General features: G+C 72.6%; 15 protein-coding genes. All 15 read right to left on the bottom strand.

Annotated features, from left to right (window positions below):
• Positions 1–20: 20 nt before the first annotated feature.
• The 15 genes from AB4Y76_RS13495 to carB all read right to left on the bottom strand — a co-directional run bounded on the left by AB4Y76_RS13495 (position 21) and on the right by carB (position 18,150).
• Positions 21–1,334 (bottom strand): RsmB/NOP family class I SAM-dependent RNA methyltransferase, encoded by a 1,314-nt coding sequence (locus tag AB4Y76_RS13495; protein WP_441926069.1) that lies wholly within the window; start codon positions 1,332–1,334, stop codon positions 21–23.
• The gene (locus tag AB4Y76_RS13490) at positions 1,321–1,791 is read right to left on the bottom strand and encodes a hypothetical protein (protein ID WP_441926067.1); all 471 of its coding nucleotides are present in this window, start codon (positions 1,789–1,791) and stop codon (positions 1,321–1,323) included. The genes AB4Y76_RS13495 and AB4Y76_RS13490 overlap by 14 nt, the downstream gene beginning before the upstream one ends.
• Positions 1,791–2,720 (bottom strand): methionyl-tRNA formyltransferase, encoded by a 930-nt coding sequence (gene fmt / locus AB4Y76_RS13485; RefSeq protein WP_441926065.1) that lies wholly within the window; start codon positions 2,718–2,720, stop codon positions 1,791–1,793. Before fmt ends, AB4Y76_RS13490 begins: the two co-directional genes overlap by 1 nt.
• An 8-nt stretch (positions 2,721–2,728) precedes the next feature.
• Positions 2,729–3,271, bottom strand: a complete 543-nt coding sequence (gene def, locus AB4Y76_RS13480; RefSeq protein ID WP_441926064.1) for a peptide deformylase — start codon at positions 3,269–3,271, stop codon at positions 2,729–2,731.
• 48 nt (positions 3,272–3,319) lie between these two features.
• The gene (locus AB4Y76_RS13475; protein ID WP_441926062.1) at positions 3,320–5,362 is read right to left on the bottom strand and encodes a primosomal protein N'; all 2,043 of its coding nucleotides are present in this window, start codon (positions 5,360–5,362) and stop codon (positions 3,320–3,322) included.
• 46 nt (positions 5,363–5,408) lie between these two features.
• Positions 5,409–8,303 (bottom strand): M4 family metallopeptidase, encoded by a 2,895-nt coding sequence (locus AB4Y76_RS13470; RefSeq protein WP_441926060.1) that lies wholly within the window; start codon positions 8,301–8,303, stop codon positions 5,409–5,411.
• A gap of 119 nt (positions 8,304–8,422) precedes the next feature.
• Positions 8,423–9,619, bottom strand: coding sequence for a methionine adenosyltransferase (metK, locus tag AB4Y76_RS13465; protein WP_441926058.1), 1,197 nt, complete (start codon positions 9,617–9,619; stop codon positions 8,423–8,425).
• Positions 9,620–9,751: 132 nt separating this feature from the next.
• Positions 9,752–10,999: a bifunctional phosphopantothenoylcysteine decarboxylase/phosphopantothenate--cysteine ligase CoaBC gene (coaBC, locus tag AB4Y76_RS13460; RefSeq protein ID WP_441926056.1), complete on the bottom strand. Its 1,248-nt coding sequence runs from the start codon at positions 10,997–10,999 to the stop codon at positions 9,752–9,754.
• A gap of 39 nt (positions 11,000–11,038) precedes the next feature.
• On the bottom strand, positions 11,039–11,335 hold the full coding sequence (rpoZ, locus tag AB4Y76_RS13455) for a DNA-directed RNA polymerase subunit omega (RefSeq protein WP_441926054.1): 297 nt from the start codon (positions 11,333–11,335) through the stop codon (positions 11,039–11,041).
• A 50-nt stretch (positions 11,336–11,385) separates the two neighbouring features.
• Complete coding sequence (gene gmk, locus AB4Y76_RS13450; RefSeq protein ID WP_441926052.1) at positions 11,386–11,955, bottom strand: guanylate kinase; 570 nt, start codon at positions 11,953–11,955, stop codon at positions 11,386–11,388.
• The gene (gene mihF, locus AB4Y76_RS13445) at positions 11,948–12,226 is read right to left on the bottom strand and encodes an integration host factor, actinobacterial type (protein WP_441926050.1); all 279 of its coding nucleotides are present in this window, start codon (positions 12,224–12,226) and stop codon (positions 11,948–11,950) included. Before mihF ends, gmk begins: the two co-directional genes overlap by 8 nt.
• Before the next feature lie 172 nt (positions 12,227–12,398).
• A complete protein-coding gene (locus AB4Y76_RS13440) occupies positions 12,399–12,839 on the bottom strand; it encodes a hypothetical protein (protein WP_441926048.1) in 441 nt (146 codons plus the stop codon).
• Between the two features lie 10 nt (positions 12,840–12,849).
• Positions 12,850–13,683, bottom strand: coding sequence for an orotidine-5'-phosphate decarboxylase (pyrF, locus tag AB4Y76_RS13435; RefSeq protein ID WP_441926046.1), 834 nt, complete (start codon positions 13,681–13,683; stop codon positions 12,850–12,852).
• Positions 13,684–13,690: 7 nt separating this feature from the next.
• The gene (locus AB4Y76_RS13430) at positions 13,691–14,746 is read right to left on the bottom strand and encodes a quinone-dependent dihydroorotate dehydrogenase (protein WP_441926044.1); all 1,056 of its coding nucleotides are present in this window, start codon (positions 14,744–14,746) and stop codon (positions 13,691–13,693) included.
• The gene (carB, locus tag AB4Y76_RS13425) at positions 14,743–18,150 is read right to left on the bottom strand and encodes a carbamoyl-phosphate synthase large subunit (protein WP_441926042.1); all 3,408 of its coding nucleotides are present in this window, start codon (positions 18,148–18,150) and stop codon (positions 14,743–14,745) included. The genes AB4Y76_RS13430 and carB overlap by 4 nt, the downstream gene beginning before the upstream one ends.
• Positions 18,151–18,152 lie beyond the last annotated feature (2 nt).

Genomic DNA, 18,152 nt, shown 5'->3' with positions numbered 1-18,152 from the left:
TGGCGCGCGGCCCGCCGGGATCACCCGGTCCGGCGCAGCAGTGCGAGGAACATCGCGTCGGTGTCGTGGCGGTGGGGCCAGAGCTGGAGGGCCCCGGGGAGGTGGGCGGACTCCACGTCGTCCACGCCCGGAAGCAGGTCGAGGGCCGGGACGAGCTCGACGTCGGACCGGTCCCCCAGAACCGCCGCGACCACGCCCGCGGTCTCGGCCACGACCGGCGAGCAGGTCGCGTAGAGGACGACTCCCCCGGGCCGGAGCGCGCCGACCGCGGCACCGAGCAGCTTCGTCTGGAGCCCGACCAGCTCCGGGACGTCCTCCGGCTTGCGTCGCCACCGGCTCTCCGGCCGCCGGCGCAGCGCACCGAGCCCGCTGCACGGCGCGTCGACCAGGATCCGGTCGAAGGTGCTCTCCCGGAAGGCGGGGCGGGTGCCGTCACCGGCGATCACACCGGCCAGGCCCGCCGACGCCGCCCGGGCGCCCTGCGCGACCAGGACGGCTCGGTGCGGTTGCCGCTCGTGGGCGAGCAGCCGCGCACCGCGCTCGGCCGCGATCGCGGCCAGCAGGGCGGCCTTGCCGCCGGGGCCGGCGCAGACGTCCAACCAGTTCTCGTCGGGCCCGTCCAGCACGGCCCGCGCGAGCACCAGGGCGACCGCCTGCGAGCCCGCGTCCTGGACGCCGGCGCGGCCCTCCCGGACCGCCGTGAGCGCACCCGGGTCGCCGCCCTCCAGCACCACCGCGTACGGCGACACCGGGTGCGGCTCGCCGCCGAGCTCCGCAAGCGTGCTGAGCCCCGGGCGGGCGACCAGCGTCACCGCCGGACGGGCGTTGTCCGCCGCGAGCAGCGCGTCGAGCTCCGCGGGCCGGTCGAGCGCCTCGGCGAGGGCGTCGACCACCCAGGCGGGGTGCGAGGTCCGGGCCGGCACCGGTCGCCCGTCGAGCCAGGCGTCCAGCGGCTGGGCCGCGACCTTCCGCAGCACCGCGTTGACCAGGCCGGAGGGGCGGTGCCCGATCCGGGACTTCACCAGGTCGACCGTCGTCGCGACCGCCGCGTGCGTCGGCACCCGCATCGACAGCAGCTGGTGGGCGCCGAGGCGGAGCGCGTCGCGGACCGGCGGTTGCAGGTCGCCCTTCACCAGCCGGTCGAGGACGTCGTCGTAGCTGCCGCGCAGTCGCAGGGTGCCGCTGACGAGCTCGGTCGCCAGCGCCGCGTCGCGGCCGTCGAGGCGCTGCTCGCGCAGCAGCCGGGAGAGCTCGAGGTTGGCGTAGGCGTCCTTCTCCTCGACGGCGCGGAGGACGTCGAAGGCGACCAGCCGGGCCGGGTCAACCTTCGGCACGGTTCTCCTCGAAGCCACGCTCCTCCAGGAAGGCCTTGACCAGCCGCTTCGGCGCACACGCGCACCAGGCGTCGGTGATCACCTCGGCCAGCTCGCCGCGGGTGATCTCGCCGAGGCGGGAGAGCCGGACCAGGACGGCGTTGTAGCCGTGGAAGTGGTCGATGGTGAAGAACGGCCCGTCGGCCTCGACGAGCGCCCGCTTGTCGTCGTCGTTCGCCGTCCTGATCACCAGCAGGTCGTCGTACGGTTCGCCGGTCGCGGGGTCGACGGCGGTGTGGTGCGGCTTGCGGTACAGCAGGAAGCCGCGGCCCTTGTCGACGCCGTCGCGGACCCGGTGCGGGACGAGCCAGGTCGGCACGTCGCCCCAGCTGGTGCCGAACCAGGTCTCCGGGAGCGCGGCGCAGAGCGCGTCGACGTCGGCCGCCTCAGCCGGACGCGATCGCTCGGCGGTGGCCATCAGTCCCCCAGCACCGTGCCGGGAAGGATCTGCACCCCGCGGGCCCAGTCCGCCGCGGCCATCTGCTTCTTGCCGAACGGCTTCACCTCGCCGAGCCGGACCGGGTCGCTCCCGGTGCCGACGTGCACGGCGTTCTTCGACACGGCCAGCTCACCCGGCGCGAGTCGCGGGTGGGTGGCATCGACCCGGACCGGGCCGACCTTCATCCGCTCGCCCCCGAAGGTGGTCCACGCGCCCGGACCGGGCGTGCACGCCCGGATCCGGCGGTCGACCCCGAGGGCCGGGTCCTCCCAGTCCACCCGGGCGTGCTCGACCAGGATCTTCGGGGCGATCGAGACGCCTTCGGAGGACTGCGGACGTGCCTCCAGGGAGCCGTCCTCGATGCCGTCGAGGGTCGCGACCAGCAGGCCGGCACCGCCCTCGGCGAGCTTGGCGAGCAGGGTGCCCGCGGTGTCGTCGTCGTGGATGAGCTGCGTCATCACGCCGTACGTCGGCCCGGCGTCCAGCGCCGGCACGATCCGGAACGTCGTCGCCCCGGTCACCTCGTCGCCGGCCCAGATCGAGTGCTGGACCGGGGCCGCGCCCCGCCAGTGCGGCAGCACCGAGAAGTGCAGGTTCACCCAGCCGTGCACCGGGATGTCCAGCGCCGACTGCGGCAGCAGCGCGCCGTAGGCGACCACCGGGCAGCAGTCCGGCTCCAGCGCCTTCAGCTCGGCCTGGAACTCCGGGTCCCGCGGGTGCTCCGGCTTGAGCACCGGGATGCCGAGCTCCTCCGCGCGCTGCGCGACCGGGGAGGCGACCAGCTTGCGACCGCGACCGGACGGGGCGTCCGGCCGGGTGACGACGGCGACGACCTCGTGCTTGCTGGCGACGATCGCGTCGAGGGACGGCAGCGCCACCTCGGGCGTGCCGGCGAAGACGACCTTCACGTGTCCTCCTAGAACCCGAGCCCGCCGGTGGTGTGCGGCGAGATCCGCACCTGGGTGTCCGCTCCGAACCACTCGGACTCGCGGATCGTCCGCATCGCGGCCTTGCGGGCCTCGCGGTCGAGCCGGTCGATGAAGAGGATGCCGTCGAGGTGGTCGGTCTCGTGCTGGATCGCGCGGGCGAGCAGCTCGGAGCCCGCGATCGTGACCGGGTCGCCGTACATGTTGAAGCCGCGGGCCACGACCGAGAGCGCCCGGATGCAGTCCAGCGTCAGGTCGGGCAGCGACAGGCAGCCCTCGGGCCCGTCCTGGGTCTCGCTCGACAGGGTGAGCTCGGGGTTGATCAGGTGCCCCACCTCGCCGTCGACGTTCCAGGTGAAGACCCGCAGGCCGACCCCGATCTGCGGGGCGGCCAGGCCGGCCCCCGGGGCGTCGAGCATGGTGTCGGTCAGGTCGGCGACCAGCGACCGGATCTCCTTGTCGAAGTCGGTGACCAGCGCGGCGGGGGTGCGCAGCACGGGATCGCCGAACAACCGGATCGGCCTGATGGGCAACGCGAACTCCTTCTCGTGGGACCGGGCAAGTCTAGGGCGACCGGGCCACTACCCCAGAGCCACGGGGTCGACCTCCACCCGCACGTGCGCCTCCTTGCGGGCCGAGCGCTGGGCCTGGAGCGCGACCAGGGCGGCCGAGAGCTGGGCACCGGCCGCGCGCGGGACCCGGACGACCAGCCGCTCGTCCTCGTCCTGGGCAGGGACCGGACCGAGGACCTCGGCCCCGGGCGGGAGCCGGAGCGCGGCGACCGCGGCCTCCAGGACGTCCGGTTCCGCTGTCAGCGTCGCCACCCGCGACGACGGCGGCAGGTGCGCCTCCTGCCGTTCGGTGATCTCCCGGGCGGCGAAGCCGGGGGCGTCCCAGCGGACCAGTGCCTGCAGCGCCGGGTGGGCCGGGTCCCCCACCGCGAGCACCCGCGCGGCCGCGCCGTCCGTCGGCGGTGCCACCAGCGCGGCCGCGTTGCTCCACCGGCGCAGCGCCTCCTCGGCCGCGCGCAGGTCGGAGCGGGCCAGCAGCAGCCAGGTGTCGAGCAGGACCACGGCCGCGTAGCCGGCGGTCGCGACCGGTTCGGCGCCCGGCGTCGCCACGACCAGCGCGGGCCGGTCGGGCACGGTGGCGAGCACGTGGTCGCCCGAGGAGGTCCGGACCGGCACGGACGGGAAGGCCCGCCCGAGCTCCTCGGCGGTGCGGCGGTCCCCGAGCACCGGGGCGCGCAGGCCGCGGCCGCCGCACTCGGGACAGCTCCAGCCCGTCGCCGTGGTCGCGCACCAGGCGCACTCGGGCGCGGCACCGGCGGCGGGGACCCGCAGCGGCCCGTGGCAGGCCCCGCAGGACGCCGGGGTGCGGCAGCGGTCGCAGGCGAGCCGGGTGGCGTAGCCGGACCGCGGGGTCTGCACCAGGACCGGACCGGTGGCGAGACCGGTCCGGATCACCTCGAAAGCCTCCTGCGGCAACCGCGCGCCCCGGCTGGCGGCACCGCGCTCCCGCGCCACGTCGCTGTCCCCGGCGACCGAGGCCCGCACCCGGCGGCGCAGCTCCTCGCGCGGCAGCGCCAGCGGGGTCGCCCAGCCGCTGCGCAGCAGGTACTCGGCCTCGACGCTGCGACCGTGGGCGCCGAGCAGGCACCCGGTGCCCGCGGCCTGCGCGCGCAGCAGCAGCACCTCGCGGGTGTGCGGATAGGGAGCCCGGGGCTCGGCGAACAGGTCGTCACCGTCGTCCCAGATCGCCACCAGGCCGAGGTCGCGCACCGGGGCGAAGGCGGCCGCCCGGGTACCGATGACGATCCGGACCGCCCCGCGGGAGACGGCGAGGAAGGCCGCGTAGCGCCGCGCCGGCCCGGCGTCGGCGACCAGGACGACGTGCTGGCCCGGACCGACCCGCGCGGTCAGGGCGGCGTCGAGGCGGTCGACGTCGCGCCGGTCCGGCAGGCAGACCAGGGCTCCCCGTCCGGAGGCTGCGGTCGCGACGACCGCCTCGGCGAGGAGGGCGGCCCAGTCGTCCCCCGGTCCCGCGCCCCAGACCGCCCGCGGCGCGTCACCCGCGGCGAGCGCGTCGACGAACGCGGCCCCGCCCTCGTAGCCGGCCCAGCGGCCGGGCTCGGGGACGGTGGTCCACGGCGGGGCCGGGGTGGACGGGCGCTTCTCGGTGGTGGCGTGCCGGGCGGGCACCGCGACGCGGAGCACGTCGGACCGGGTGCCGGCGTACCGGGCGGCGACCTCGCCGACGAGCGCGGCCACCTCGGGCCGGAGCACCGGCTCGGGGCTCACCACCCGCCGCAACGGCTGCAGCCGCCCGGGGTGGTCACTGGTCGCGCAGCGCGCGAGCACGAACCCGTCGACGTCCTGCCCGGCGAACCGGACCTTCACCCGGGCCCCCGGCACGGCGGTCTCGGCCATCGTCTCCGGGACCGCGTAGTCGAACGGCCGGTCGAGGTGCGCGAGCGGCAGGTCGACGAGCACCTGGGCGACCGGGTCGACGGCAGCCTCCGGGACGGCCTTCATCGCCGCCGGCGGTTTCGCCCGCCGCGCCTCGGCCCGAGCGATCCCGGGCAGCGACAGCTGCTCGTCACCCTCCCCTGCCGACCCGGTCATGGGCAGATGTCTACCAGCGAGCGGGGACGGGCCCAGTTCCGAGGGGTCAGCGCCGCACAGATCTGGTCGACGACGTGCCGACCAGGGACGGCGCGCCGACATAGGTGGCGCGGTAGACGGCCTTGCTCCGACGGACCACGGTTGCGTTCCACACGCCACCGGCCCCCGTACGAACAGTCTTGACCAGGATCCATCGCGCACCGCTCCGACGCTCGACCCGTACCGCAGCGCCGCGCACCGGCGTGACGCCTGCCGCTTTCACCGTGCCCTTCAGGAGGACCTTCGACCCCACACGGCGTCCGACGATCGTGATCAGTCCACGGTTGATCGACTTGCTCGTCTCAGCCGAGCCGCTCATGCCCGGATTCACCGCCTGCAGGTAGACCCGCACCGAGCTGGTGGGAGCGACCAGACCGCTCAGGAGCGCCGATCGTGCCGATGCCGGCACGGTCCAGGTGCGAGCGGACCCCGCTACGCGAAGCCGGAAGCCTGAAACCTGCTGGCCGGTTCCGTTCCAGCGCACGGTGACCGCATTCAGCGCACCCGTCACCGAGATCCCCGTCGGAGTACGCAGGACCGTATCGCAGGTATTGACTGTGATGTCGTCGAGGAACCAGCCGATCTGCCCGTCGATCGAGTCCGATCGCATCGTGAACTGCGGTTGAACCTGGTTTCCGGCGAAGGCGGTCAGGTCGAGGCGACTCCCCACCCAGCCGTGGCTGCTCCTGGTGAAGGCCTTCAGCGCACCGTCGGGGCTGACAGGGCTCGCGTTGAGCAATTCGGTCGGGCCGTTCACCCAGTCCGCCGCGGCCGGGACCACTTGGTCACCGGCGCGCACGATCTCGACCGTGCCTCCGTCGTGCGCGCCGGGCGGGTGCAGCGGATCGGCGGACTCCCCAGGAAGGAGCGGCGGCACGTAGTCGTTGACCCACCAGCCGCGGAAGGAGAGGAAGCTCTCCTGTCCCGCCGGTAGCGAGACGGGGGCTGCGACTCGCAGCCGATTGGCAGCCGAGAAGGGCGGGTCGATCACTGACCAGGTCTCGTTCCTGAACGAGTAGCCGGCAGCGTCCCGGTACCACGCGAAGACGGAGTCCGGGTCGTTCACCGGCCCCGCTGGCGACGGATCACGCAGCATGGCGCTGGCGGTGGTCCCGTCCTCGCTGGAGTAGAGGACCCTCTTGAGCGTTCCGACGGGGCAGGCGGTGCTCGCGTCGGCCGGCTTCACCACCGTCGGAGGCGCACTTCTCAACGCGGTGGCAAGCGTGGCCTGGTGGACCTTGACGCAGTCGGCCGACGTGAAGGTGGCACCACGAACGGTCCCGGCCCGGACCAGGTCCAGGCAGGTCTGGTCGAGCGTCGAGGCGAGATCGGCGTAGTCGCTCGCCGCGACCAGGCGTGGGATGGCCTCGAGGTAGAGCACCGCGGTCTTGCGGAGCTGCGCATCGGTCCCGTCGATGCCCGTGAAGGACTGGCCGTTGAACGAAGTGCCGCCGGTTCCCTGCGAGATCAAGTACGCGGTCTTGTTCCCGACCCCGCTGTTGAGGTGCACGCCGTCGGCGTCGTACGGCCCTGGGTAGTACGTGCTGCTCGTCATGGAGTCCGGGTCGTGGAATGGACTCGCGGCCGGGTCCGACATGCTTCGGAAGGGCCCGTAGTCCACGTGGTTCGGCCCGACGTCGACGAGGTCTTCACCGATGGTCCAGGTGCTGTCGTCGTCACTGCCGTTACGGTGGTCGACGATCTCACCGATCACGTCCGACATCGATTCGTTGATCGCGCCGGGCTGGCCCCAGTAGAAGAGGCCAGCGGTCCGCTCGGTGTAACCGTGGGTCATCTCGTGCGCGACCACGTCGTCGGCGGCGGCGAACCCTTCGCCGTAGAACATCTGCTGACCGTTCCAGAACGCGTTCGGGTAGGGGCAGTCGTCGACGAACACCGAGGGAGTGCCGACTGCCTCGTCAGAACAGAACCTCACCGTCGAGGCGAGCCGCTTCACGCCGGCGACGTCCACCCCCAGGAGCGCCGTCAGGTCCTGGTACGCCGGAGGCGCGGCCGCCGCGTACAGGTCGGAGGTCTCGCGGGCGAAGTTGTAGGCGTTGTTGACCTCGGCGACCGGGCTGCTCGCCCCGCCCTCGGTCCGGCCCGGAATCCCGGTCGTGCACGTGGTCTCCGGTCCGCGAAGGCCGAGCCGGTCGCAGACGACCCGGTTGATGTCGGCGATCATGCTCGCCTTGAACACCACCACCCCGGTGCGGTCGTCGACCAGCACCAGCTCGCGGACGGACGCGCCGTCGCTCACCTCGAAGCGGCGTACCGTCCGGACGCCGCCGGGCAGGTCCAGGCCGACCACCGCCGGGTCGAGCAGCCAGCGGCCGAGGTCGGTGACCGTCAGCGCGGCGCCCGACGAACCGCGCCCGGCGACCGCGGCGCGCGCGGTGGCGGCGGCGTCAGCCGCGGAGACCGATGCGGCCGCGGCCTGGACGTCGGTGTCGGAGACCGCGGAGGTCAGCGAGCGCAGGTCGCGGTGGTCGTCGAGCGCGACGACCACCTGCCCGCCCAGGACCCGGACGCCGTCGACGGCCTGCTGGTAGCGGACCAGGTCGACGCCGGAGGTCGTGCGCACGGTTCCGGTGCGCGCGAAGGTCGAGCCGGTGGCGGGCTCCAGCGCCGCGCCGTACCGGTCGAGGTGCTCGCGGGCGGCGGCGGCGACGCTGTCGCCTGCCGCGACCTCGGGGTTGTCGACCGAACCACGGGCCGGGGTCCCGACGAAGGCGACCTGCCCGTCCTCGCCCCGTTTCAGGGTGATGCCGGCCTCGGCGTCCGCCCGGAGGTCCCGCGTCGCGGCCGCTGCCGGGTCGTCGTCCGCCGTCGCCACGGCCCCGGGCACCAGCGCGAGCAGCGGTGCCACCAGGACGAGCGCGAGCGCGGCAGGACGACGCATCATCGAGCCTCCGGAGAGAGTGGGTGCCGGCCCCTCCGACCAGCCTCACCAATCTACGGCACTCCGGAAGCGGAAATCGCCCCTCCGGACGGGTGGTCCGGAGGGGCGACTTCGGGTGATCAGATGCCGGCAGCGGCCTTCAGGGCCTCCGCGCGGTCGGTGCGCTCCCAGTAGAACTCGGGGAGCTCGCGGCCGAAGTGACCGTACGCCGAGGTCTTGGCGTAGATCGGGCGCTTCAGGTCGAGGTCGCGGACGATCGCGGCCGGGCGCAGGTCGAAGACCTCGAGGACGGCCTTCTGGATGACCTCGTCGGAGACGACGCCGGTGCCGAAGGTCTCGACGAAGACGCCCACCGGGGCGGCCTTGCCGATCGCGTACGCGACCTGGACCTCGGCGCGACGGGCCAGGCCCGCGGCGACGATGTTCTTGGCGACCCAGCGCATCGCGTAGGCGGCCGAGCGGTCCACCTTGGACGGGTCCTTGCCGGAGAAGGCGCCACCACCGTGACGGGCCATGCCGCCGTAGGTGTCGACGATGATCTTGCGGCCGGTGAGGCCGGCGTCACCCATCGGGCCGCCGACGACGAACTTGCCGGTCGGGTTCACCAGGAGGCGGTAGCCCTCGGACGCGATGTCGAAGGACTCGAGGACCGGGTCGATGACGTGCTTCTTGATGTCCGGGGCCAGGGTCGCCTCGAGGTCGATGCCGTCGGCGTGCTGGGTGGAGAGCACCACGGTGTCGACGCGGACCGGGCGGTCGTTCTCGTCGTACTCGATGGTGACCTGGGTCTTGCCGTCGGGACGCAGGTAGTCCAGCGTTCCGTTCTTGCGGACCTCGGTCAGCTTCTCGGCCAGGCGCTGGGCGATGCTGATCGGGAGCGGGTAGAGCTCCTTGGTGTCGTCGCAGGCGTAGCCGAACATCAGGCCCTGGTCGCCGGCGCCCTGGCTGTCGAGCTCGTCACCGGAGCCGTCGACGCGGGCCTCGAAGCCCTGGTCGACACCCTGGGCGATGTCCGGGGACTGCTGGCCGAGGGCGATCTGGACGCCGCAGGAGTTGCCGTCGAAGCCCTTGACCGACGAGTCGTAGCCGATCTCGAGGATCTTGTCCCGGACCAGCTGCGCGATCGGCGCGTAGGTCTTGGTGGTCACCTCACCGGCGACGACGACGAGACCGGTGGTCAGCAGGGTCTCGCAGGCGACCCGGCTGTCGGGGTCGTCGGTGAGCAGCGCGTCCAGCACGGTGTCGCTGATCGCGTCGGCGATCTTGTCCGGGTGACCCTCGGTCACGGACTCAGAGGTGAACAGGCGTCCAGTCACGTGTGATTCTCCTGCAGATTCCCTGGCCGGATCTCGGCCAGTAGGTACTTGGTGGGGGGGTTTGGTCCGGCATCTTCAGCCTAACCGACGGTCCTCATGCTGAGACGGCATCTCAGAAACAAGGCAGCCTCCTCAACGCGTGGGCAGCAGCGGGGTCACGCGGTCCCAGATCACCTGGGCCAGCGCGCTCTTCGAGCCGCGGGGGACGCTGGTCGTACTGCCGTCGGCGCCGAGAACCACGGCCTCGTTGTCCTCGGCGCCGAAGACCTTGCCGCCACCGACGTCGTTGACCACGAGCAGGTCGCAGCCCTTGCGGGCCAGCTTGGCCCGGGCGTGGTCCATCACCGACCCGTTCTCGTCGCCGGTCTCGGCCGCGAAGCCGACGACGACGATGCCCGGGCTCGGCCGGTCGGCCGCCAGGCCGGCCAGGATGTCGGGGTTCTGGGTCAGCCGGATCTCCGGTGCCGACCCGTCCTCGGCCTTCTTGATCTTGGCGTCGGTGAACGTCGCCGGCCGGAAGTCCGCCGGGGCGGCGGCCATCACGACGGCGTCGGCGCTGCGGGAGGCCGCGAGGACCTGCTCCTGGAGCTGCGCGGTGGTCTCGACCTTCACGACCTTCACGCCGGCCGGGTCGGCCAGCGTGACGTTCGCGGCCACCAGGGTGACCTCGGCGCCGCGGGCGACCGCGGTCCGGGCGAGGGCGTAGCCCTGCAGCCCCGAGGACCGGTTGCCCAGGAAGCGGACCGGGTCGAGGTACTCCCGGGTGCCGCCGGCGGAGACCACGACGTGCCGACCGGCGAGGTCCTGCTCCCTGGCACCGCCACGGGCCAGCAGGTCGGTCGCGAAGGCGAAGATCTCGGCGGCCTCGGGCAGTCGGCCCTTGCCGGTGTCCGCACCGGTGAGGCGGCCCTCGGCTGGCTCGATCACCAGCGCCCCGCGCTCGCGGAGCGTGGCCACGTTGGCCTGGGTGGCCGGGTGCTCCCACATCTCGGTGTGCATCGCCGGGGCGAAGACCACCGGGCAGCGCGCGGTCAGCAGCGTGTTGGTGAGCAGGTCGTCGGCCAGGCCGTGCGCGGCCTTGGCGAGCAGGTCGGCCGTCGCCGGGGCCACCACCACCAGGTCGGCGGTCTGGCCGATCCGGACGTGCGGAACCGTTTCAACGTCCTGCCACACGTTCGCCGAGACGCTCTTCCCACTGAGCGCGGCCCAGGTCGGGGCGCCGACGAACTCGAGCGCGGCGGCGGTCGGCACGACGGTGACGTCGTGACCGGACTCGGTGAACCGGCGCAGCAGCTCACAGGCCTTGTACGCAGCAATCCCGCCGCTCACGCCGAGGACGACGCGAGGGCGGGAATGCTGGGAAGTGGAGGAGGTGGTCATCTCACCGCACCCGACAAGCTCGACTGGCGAGCCGCCGAGTCACTCGGCCGCGGTCTCCGCGGACTCTTCGGGATCGATGTCCTCGCAGACCAGCAGGTCCTCGTTGATCTCGCGCATGGCGATCGACAGCGGCTTCTCCTGGACGTGGGTGTCCACGAGCGGGCCGACGTACTCGAGCAGGCCCTCGCCGAGCTGCGAGTAGTACGCGTTGATCTGCCGGGCACGCTTGGCGCTGTAGAGCACCAGCTTGTACTTGGAGTCGGTCTTGGTCAGCAGGTCGTCGATCGGGGGGTTGGTGATCCCCAGGGCGACGGGCTGGGTACCGGACACGCTCATCGAGCCTCACAGACGCTAGGAGAAAAACGAAGATCCGAGGCTGAGAGGCCTCAGGACCTCATCAACTCTATCAACTCTTCGCCCGCATCGTGAATCGTGTGGTTGACGACCGTGACGTCGAACTCCGCCTCGGCGGCCAGCTCGGCCCGCGCGGTCTCCAGCCGCCGCTCCCGCTCGGCCTCGGTCTCGGTGCCCCGGCCGACCAGCCGGCGGACCAACTCGTCCCAGGACGGCGGCGACAGGAAGACGAAACGGGCCTCGGGCATCCGCTCGCGCACCTGGCGCGCGCCCTGCAGATCGATCTCCAGCAGCGCCGGCCGGCCCTGCGCCAGCGCCTCGAGGACCGGGCCGCGCGGGGTGCCGTACCGGGCCGTCCTGTGCACGACCGCCCACTCGAGCAGCTCGCCGTCGGCGATCATCCGGTCGAACTCGGCGTCGGAGACGAAGTGGTAGTGGACGCCGTCGACCTCACCGGGACGCGGTGCCCGCGTGGTCGCGGAGACCGAGATCCAGACCTCCGGGTGCGTGTCGCGCAGCCACGCGGCCACGCTCCCCTTGCCCACCGCGGTCGGTCCGGCGAGCACCGTCAGCCGGGTCGGGACCGGGGCCTGGTCAGCCACGGGAGGGGAACTCGGCGACCAGCGCCGCGATCTGCTTCGCACCGAGCCCCCGGACCCGACGGGTCTCCGAGATCTTCAGGCGCTCCATCACCTGGGCCGCGCGCACCTTGCCGAGCCCGGGCATCGACTGGAGCAGCTCGCTGACCCGCATCTTGCCGATCACCTCGTTGGTCTCGCCCTCGGCGAGGACCTCGGCGATGGAGGCACCCGAGTGCTTGAGCCGGTTCTTCACCGCGGCCCGCTCCCGGCGCGACGCGGCAGCCTTGTCCAAGGCGGCCCGACGCTGCTCCGGGGTCAGTGGTGGCGGCGGCAGGGCCACGAGGAGTCCTCTTCTCGACGGTGCGGGGGGCGGTGTTCGGTGCAATCTAGTCAGCGGCCCCGGCGCGCCGCAACGCGGGTCGGAGATCCGAGACGTGTGCCTTCTCCGAAAGGCACGGCTGACGTCAGAGCCCGAGCTGGATCTTGCAGACGTCCTTCGCCTGCTGGTCGATGCCGTTCAGGGCGTCCACCACGTCCGGCGAGGCGATCTCGTTCGCCGCGGCGGCGACCGCGGCCTTGTCCGCCGCGCTCAGCGAGGCGGGCGGGGCGCCGTTGGCGAAGTCGTCCGGGGAGACGCCCGCCGCGCGGACGGCGTCCCGGAGCGCCTCCAGGGCGCCGATCACGGTCTGCCACTCGTCGTCGAGGTCCGAGGGCGCCTTGCGGGCCAGCCGCTCCAGCTCGGGCAGGTTGTCGATCAGCTCCAGGCCGCTGCCGCTGTCGCTGAACAGGTGCTGGTCCTTCTTCAGCGCGTCGCAGTAGGCCTGGGTCTCGTCGCCGCAGCCRGTGGCTCCCAGGAGCACTGCGACGGCAAGCCCCAGCGCCAGCGGCGCGCGTCGGAGGATCATCGACCGGCACTCATCCGACCAGGGCCGCGAACGCCTCGTTGGCCTGCGCTGCCGCGGCCCGGAGTGCTGCCGCGTCGGGACCGGCGCCGAGGATCTCCCGCGAGCTGGACGGCAGCACCTGGTCGAGGACGTCGCCGAAGATGCGGCGTACGTCGTCCGCGGTGCCGCCCTGGGCGCCGATGCCGGGCACCAGCAGCGGGCCGCCGATCGCCAGCGACGCGTCCGGGACCTCGATGGTCGCCCCAACCACCGCGCCGAAGGAGCCGAGCGAGGTCGCGCCTTCGTTCGCCTCGCGCAGGGAGTCGAGCACCGTCCCGGCCACCGTGCGGCCGTCGGCCGTGCGGGCGTGCTGGAACTGCGGGCCCTCGGGGTTCGAGGTGAGCGCGAGGACGAACACCCCGGCCCCGTGCCGGCGGGCGGTCTCGAGCATCGGGTCGAGGCTCCCGAAGCCGAGGTACGGGCTGGCGGTGATCGCGTCGACCGCGAGCGGCGAGGACGGGTCGAGGTACGCGTCGGCGTACCCCTGGGCCGTCGAGCCGATGTCGCCGCGCTTCACGTCGAGCACGACCTGGGCGCCCGCCTCGCGGCAGACCGCGACGGTCCGCTCCAGGACGGCGATGCCGGCCGAGCCGAAGCGCTCGAAGAAGGCCGACTGCGGCTTGACCGCGGCCACCTCGGGGCCGAGCGCCTCGGCGGCCGTGAGCGCGAACCGCTCCAGTCCGGCCAGGTCGTCCTCGAGCCCCCAGGCGCGCAGCAGCGCGGCGTGCGGGTCGATCCCCGCGCACAGCGGGCCGCGGGTGTCCATGGCGGCGCGCAGGCGCGCACCGAAGGGGTGCTGGGTCATTCCTCGGTCACCGTCCGTGCTCCTCGTCGATCGCGGCGCTCACCCGGCGCGGCCACAGCGGACCCTCGTAGATGAACGCCGTGTAGGCCTGGACCAGGTCCGCCCCGGCGGCGAGCCGCTCCAGGGCGTCCTCCGCGGTGGAGATGCCGCCGACGCCGATCAGCGTCAGGTCCGGCGCCACCCGCGAGCGGAGCAGCCGCAGCACCTCCAGCGAGCGTTCCCGCAGCGGAGCGCCGGACAGTCCCCCGGCTCCGGCCGCCTCGACGGCGGCGGGCGACGAGCGCAGGTGCTCCCGGCCGATGGTGGTGTTGGTGGCGACGATGCCGTCGAGCCCGATCGCCCCGGCCAGGTCGGCCACCTCGAGCACGTCCTCGTCGCTGAGGTCGGGGGCGATCTTGACGAGCAGCGGCACCCGGCGGTCGCCGGTCACCTCGTCGGCGCGGCGCCGGACCGCGGTCAGCAGCGGTTCCAGCTTGGCGACGGCCTGGAGGTCGCGCAGCCCCGGCGTGTTGGGCGAGGACACGTTGACCACCAGGTAGTCCGCGTACGGCGCCAGCAGCCCGGTGCTCTTCTCGTAGTCCGCGATCGCCGCGTCCTCCGGGACCACCTTGGTCTTCCCGATATTTACCCCGAGGACCGGGCCGCGCCCCGGCTTGAGGTGCCGGGCCCGCTTCGCCAGCCGAGCGGCCACCACCTCGGCGCCGTCGTTGTTGAAGCCCATCCGGTTCACCACCGCGCGGTCCTCGACCAGCCGGACCAGGCGCGGCTTCGGGTTGCCGGCCTGCGGCTCCCCGGTGACCGTGCCGATCTCGACGAAGCCGAACCCGAGCGCCCCGAGCGCGTCGATGCCGACCGCGTTCTTGTCGAACCCGGCCGCGAGCCCGAGCACGGACGGGAAGTCCAGCCCCATCCGGCGGACCCCGGTGCGCTTCGGCAGCGCGCGGGCGACGCCGCGCAACCCCGGCCCGGCGGCACGGATGCCGGCGAAGCCGAGGTGGTGCGCCTTCTCCGGGTCGACGTGGGCGAAACCCTTGTCGAAGAGCAGCCGGTACGGGTTCGTCACGAGGACGTCCCCTGGGCCGTCCCCTGGGCCGTCCCCTGGGCCGTCCCCTGGGCCGTCCCCTGGGCCGTCCCCTGGGCCGTCCCCTGGGTCCGGGCTGCCCACTCCTGCAGCGACCGCACCCCGATGCTGCCGGCCCGGATCGCCGCGATGCCCTGCACCGCGGCCGCCAGACCCTGCACCGTGGTGATGCACGGGATGCCCGTCAGCACCGCGGCCGACCGGATCTCGTAGCCGTCGATCCGCGAGTCGCCACCGCCGGTCGAGCCGTGCGGGGTGTTCACGATCAGGTCGATCTCGCCGTCCAGGATCATCTGGACCGTGGTCTTCTCCCCCGCCGGCCCGGCGCCCTCGAAGTGCTTGCGCACGACGGTCGCGGGGATGCCGTTGCGGCGGAGCACCTCGGCGGTGCCCTGGGTCGCGAGGATCTCGAACCCGTAGTCGAACAGCACCCGGGCCGGGAAGATCATCGTCCGCTTGTCCCGGTTCGCGATCGAGATGAAGACCTTGCCCTCCGTCGGCAGCGACCCGTACGCCGCCGCCTGGGACTTGCTGAACGCGGTCCCGAAGTCGGCGTCGAAGCCCATCACCTCGCCGGTCGACTTCATCTCCGGCCCGAGGACCGTGTCGACGAAGTGGCCCTCCTTGGTGCGGAACCGGTTGAACGGGAGCACCGCCTCCTTGACCGCGATCGGGGCGTCGGCCGGGAGCGAGCCGCCGTCCCCGGTGGCCGGGAGCGCGCCCGCGGCGCGGAGCTCGGCGATCGACTCGCCGAGCATCAGCCGGGCGGCCGCCTTGGCGAGCTGGGTGCCGGTCGCCTTGGAGACGAACGGGACGGTCCGCGACGCCCGCGGGTTCGCCTCGATCACGTAGAGCACGTCGGCGCCGAGGGCGAACTGGATGTTGATCAGGCCGCGCACCCCGACGCCGCGGGCGATTGCCTCGGTGGCCTCGCGGATCCGGGTGATCTCGGCGTCGCCGAGGGTGATCGGCGGCAGCGCGCACGAGGAGTCGCCGGAGTGGATGCCGGCCTCCTCGATGTGCTCCATCACGCCGCCGAGGAACAGGTCGGTGCCGTCGTACAGGGCGTCCACGTCGATCTCGACGGCGTCGTCCACGAACCGGTCGACCAGGACCGGGCGGTCCGGGCTGATCTCGGTCGCGGCCTCGATGTAGGCCTCCAGCGCTTCGTCGCTGTAGACGATCTGCATGCCACGGCCGCCGAGCACGTACGACGGCCGCACCAGCACCGGGTAGCCGATCTGGTGCGCGATCGCCTGGGCGTCGGCGAAGGAGACCGCGGTGCCGTGCTTCGGGGCGACCAGCCCGGCCTCGGCGAGCACCCGCCCGAAGGCGCCGCGCTCCTCGGCCAGCTCGATCGCCTCCGGGCTGGTGCCCACGATCGGGACGCCGGCGTCCTCCAGGCCCTGGGCCAGGCCCAGCGGGGTCTGGCCGCCGAGGGTGGCGATCACGCCGGCGATCGGGCCGGCCGCCTTCTCGGCCTCGTAGATCTCGAGGACGTCCTCCAGCGTGAGCGGCTCGAAGTAGAGCCGGTCGGAGGTGTCGTAGTCGGTGGAGACCGTCTCGGGGTTGCAGTTCACCATGATCGTCTCGTATCCGGCCTCGGCCAGCGCGAGCGAGGCGTGCACGCAGGAGTAGTCGAACTCGATGCCCTGACCGATCCGGTTCGGGCCCGAGCCGAGGATGATCACGGCCTGCTTGCCCTCGGCACGCGGCAGCACCTCGGTCTCCTCGTCGTAGGAGGAGTAGTAGTACGGCGTGGCCGCGGCGAACTCGGCCGCGCAGGTGTCGACGGTCTTGTAGACCGGCCGCACCCCGGCAGCGGTCCGGGCGGCCCGGACCTCGGCCTCGGTCAGGCCGCGGATCCCGGCGATCTGGGCGTCGGAGAAACCGTGCCGCTTGGCGACCCGCAGCACGCCCGGGTCCAGCACTCCGTCAGTCTCCGGCGCTGCCGCGACCTGCTGCGCGATCTCGTCGATCAGGAAGAGCTGGTCCACGAACCACGGGTCGATCTTGGTGGCGTCGAACACCTCGGCCTGGGTGGCGCCGGCACGGATCGCCTGCATCACCTTCTGCACCCGGCCGTCGTGCGGGACCTTCACGGCTTCCAGCAGCGCGTCCTTGTCGCCCGGCTCGCCGGTCCAGTGGAACGGCGCGGTCTTGTTCTCCAGCGACCGCAGCGCCTTGTTGAAGGCCTCGGTGAAGCTGCGCCCGATCGCCATCGCCTCGCCGACCGACTTCATGTGCGTGGTCAGCGTCGGGTCGGYGGTCGGGAACTTCTCGAACGCGAACCGCGGCACCTTGACCACGACGTAGTCCAGGGTGGGTTCGAAGGCCGCCGGCGTGCTCTCCCCGTTCTCCCGGGTGGTGATGTCGTTCGGGATCTCGTCGAGGGTGTAGCCGACGGCGACCTTGGCGGCGATCTTGGCGATCGGGAAGCCGGTCGCCTTCGAGGCCAGCGCCGAGGACCGGGAGACCCGCGGGTTCATCTCGATCACGATGACGCGGCCGTCGGCCGGGTTGACGGCGTACTGGATGTTGCAGCCGCCGGTGTCGACGCCGACCTCGCGGATGATCCCGATCGCCAGGTCGCGCAGGTGCTGGTACTCGCGGTCGGTCAGCGTCATCGCCGGGGCGACGGTGATCGAGTCGCCGGTGTGCACGCCCATCGGGTCGAAGTTCTCGATCGAGCAGATGATCACGACGTTGTCGGCCTTGTCGCGCATCACCTCCAGCTCGTACTCCTTCCAGCCGATGATCGACTCCTCGATCAGCACCTCGGTGGTCGGACTGGCGGACAGGCCCGCGCCGGCGATCCGCTGCAGGTCGTTCTCGTCGTAGGCGATGCCCGAGCCGAGCCCACCCATCGTGAACGAGGGCCGGACGACGACCGGGTAGCCCAGCTCGCCGACGGCGTTCTCGACCTCGGCCATCGAGTGGCAGACGAACGAGCGGGCGACCTCGCCGCCGACCTTGTGCACGATCGCGTTGAAGAGCTCACGGTTCTCGCCGCGGTGGATCGCCTCGAAGCTGGCGCCGATCATCTCGACGTCGTACTTCTCCAGGACGCCGTTCTCGTGCAGCGCGATCGCGGTGTTGAGCGCGGTCTGGCCGCCGAGGGTCGGCAGGATCGCGTCCGGGCGCTCCTTGGCGATCACCTTCTCGACGAACTCCGGGGTGATCGGCTCGACGTAGGTGGCGTCGGCGAACTCCGGGTCGGTCATGATCGTCGCCGGGTTGGAGTTCACCAGGATGACCCGGATGCCCTCCTCCTTCAGCACCCGGCAGGCCTGGGTCCCGGAGTAGTCGAACTCGCAGGCCTGCCCGATGACGATCGGCCCGGAGCCGATCACCAGGATGGACTTGATGTCGTCGCGCTTCGGCACGG

Origin of the sequence: Marmoricola sp. RAF53, from assembly GCF_052114005.1 — a bacterium.
Classification (GTDB): domain Bacteria; phylum Actinomycetota; class Actinomycetes; order Propionibacteriales; family Nocardioidaceae; genus Marmoricola.
This window is presented reverse-complemented; position numbering and strand designations above follow the sequence as displayed.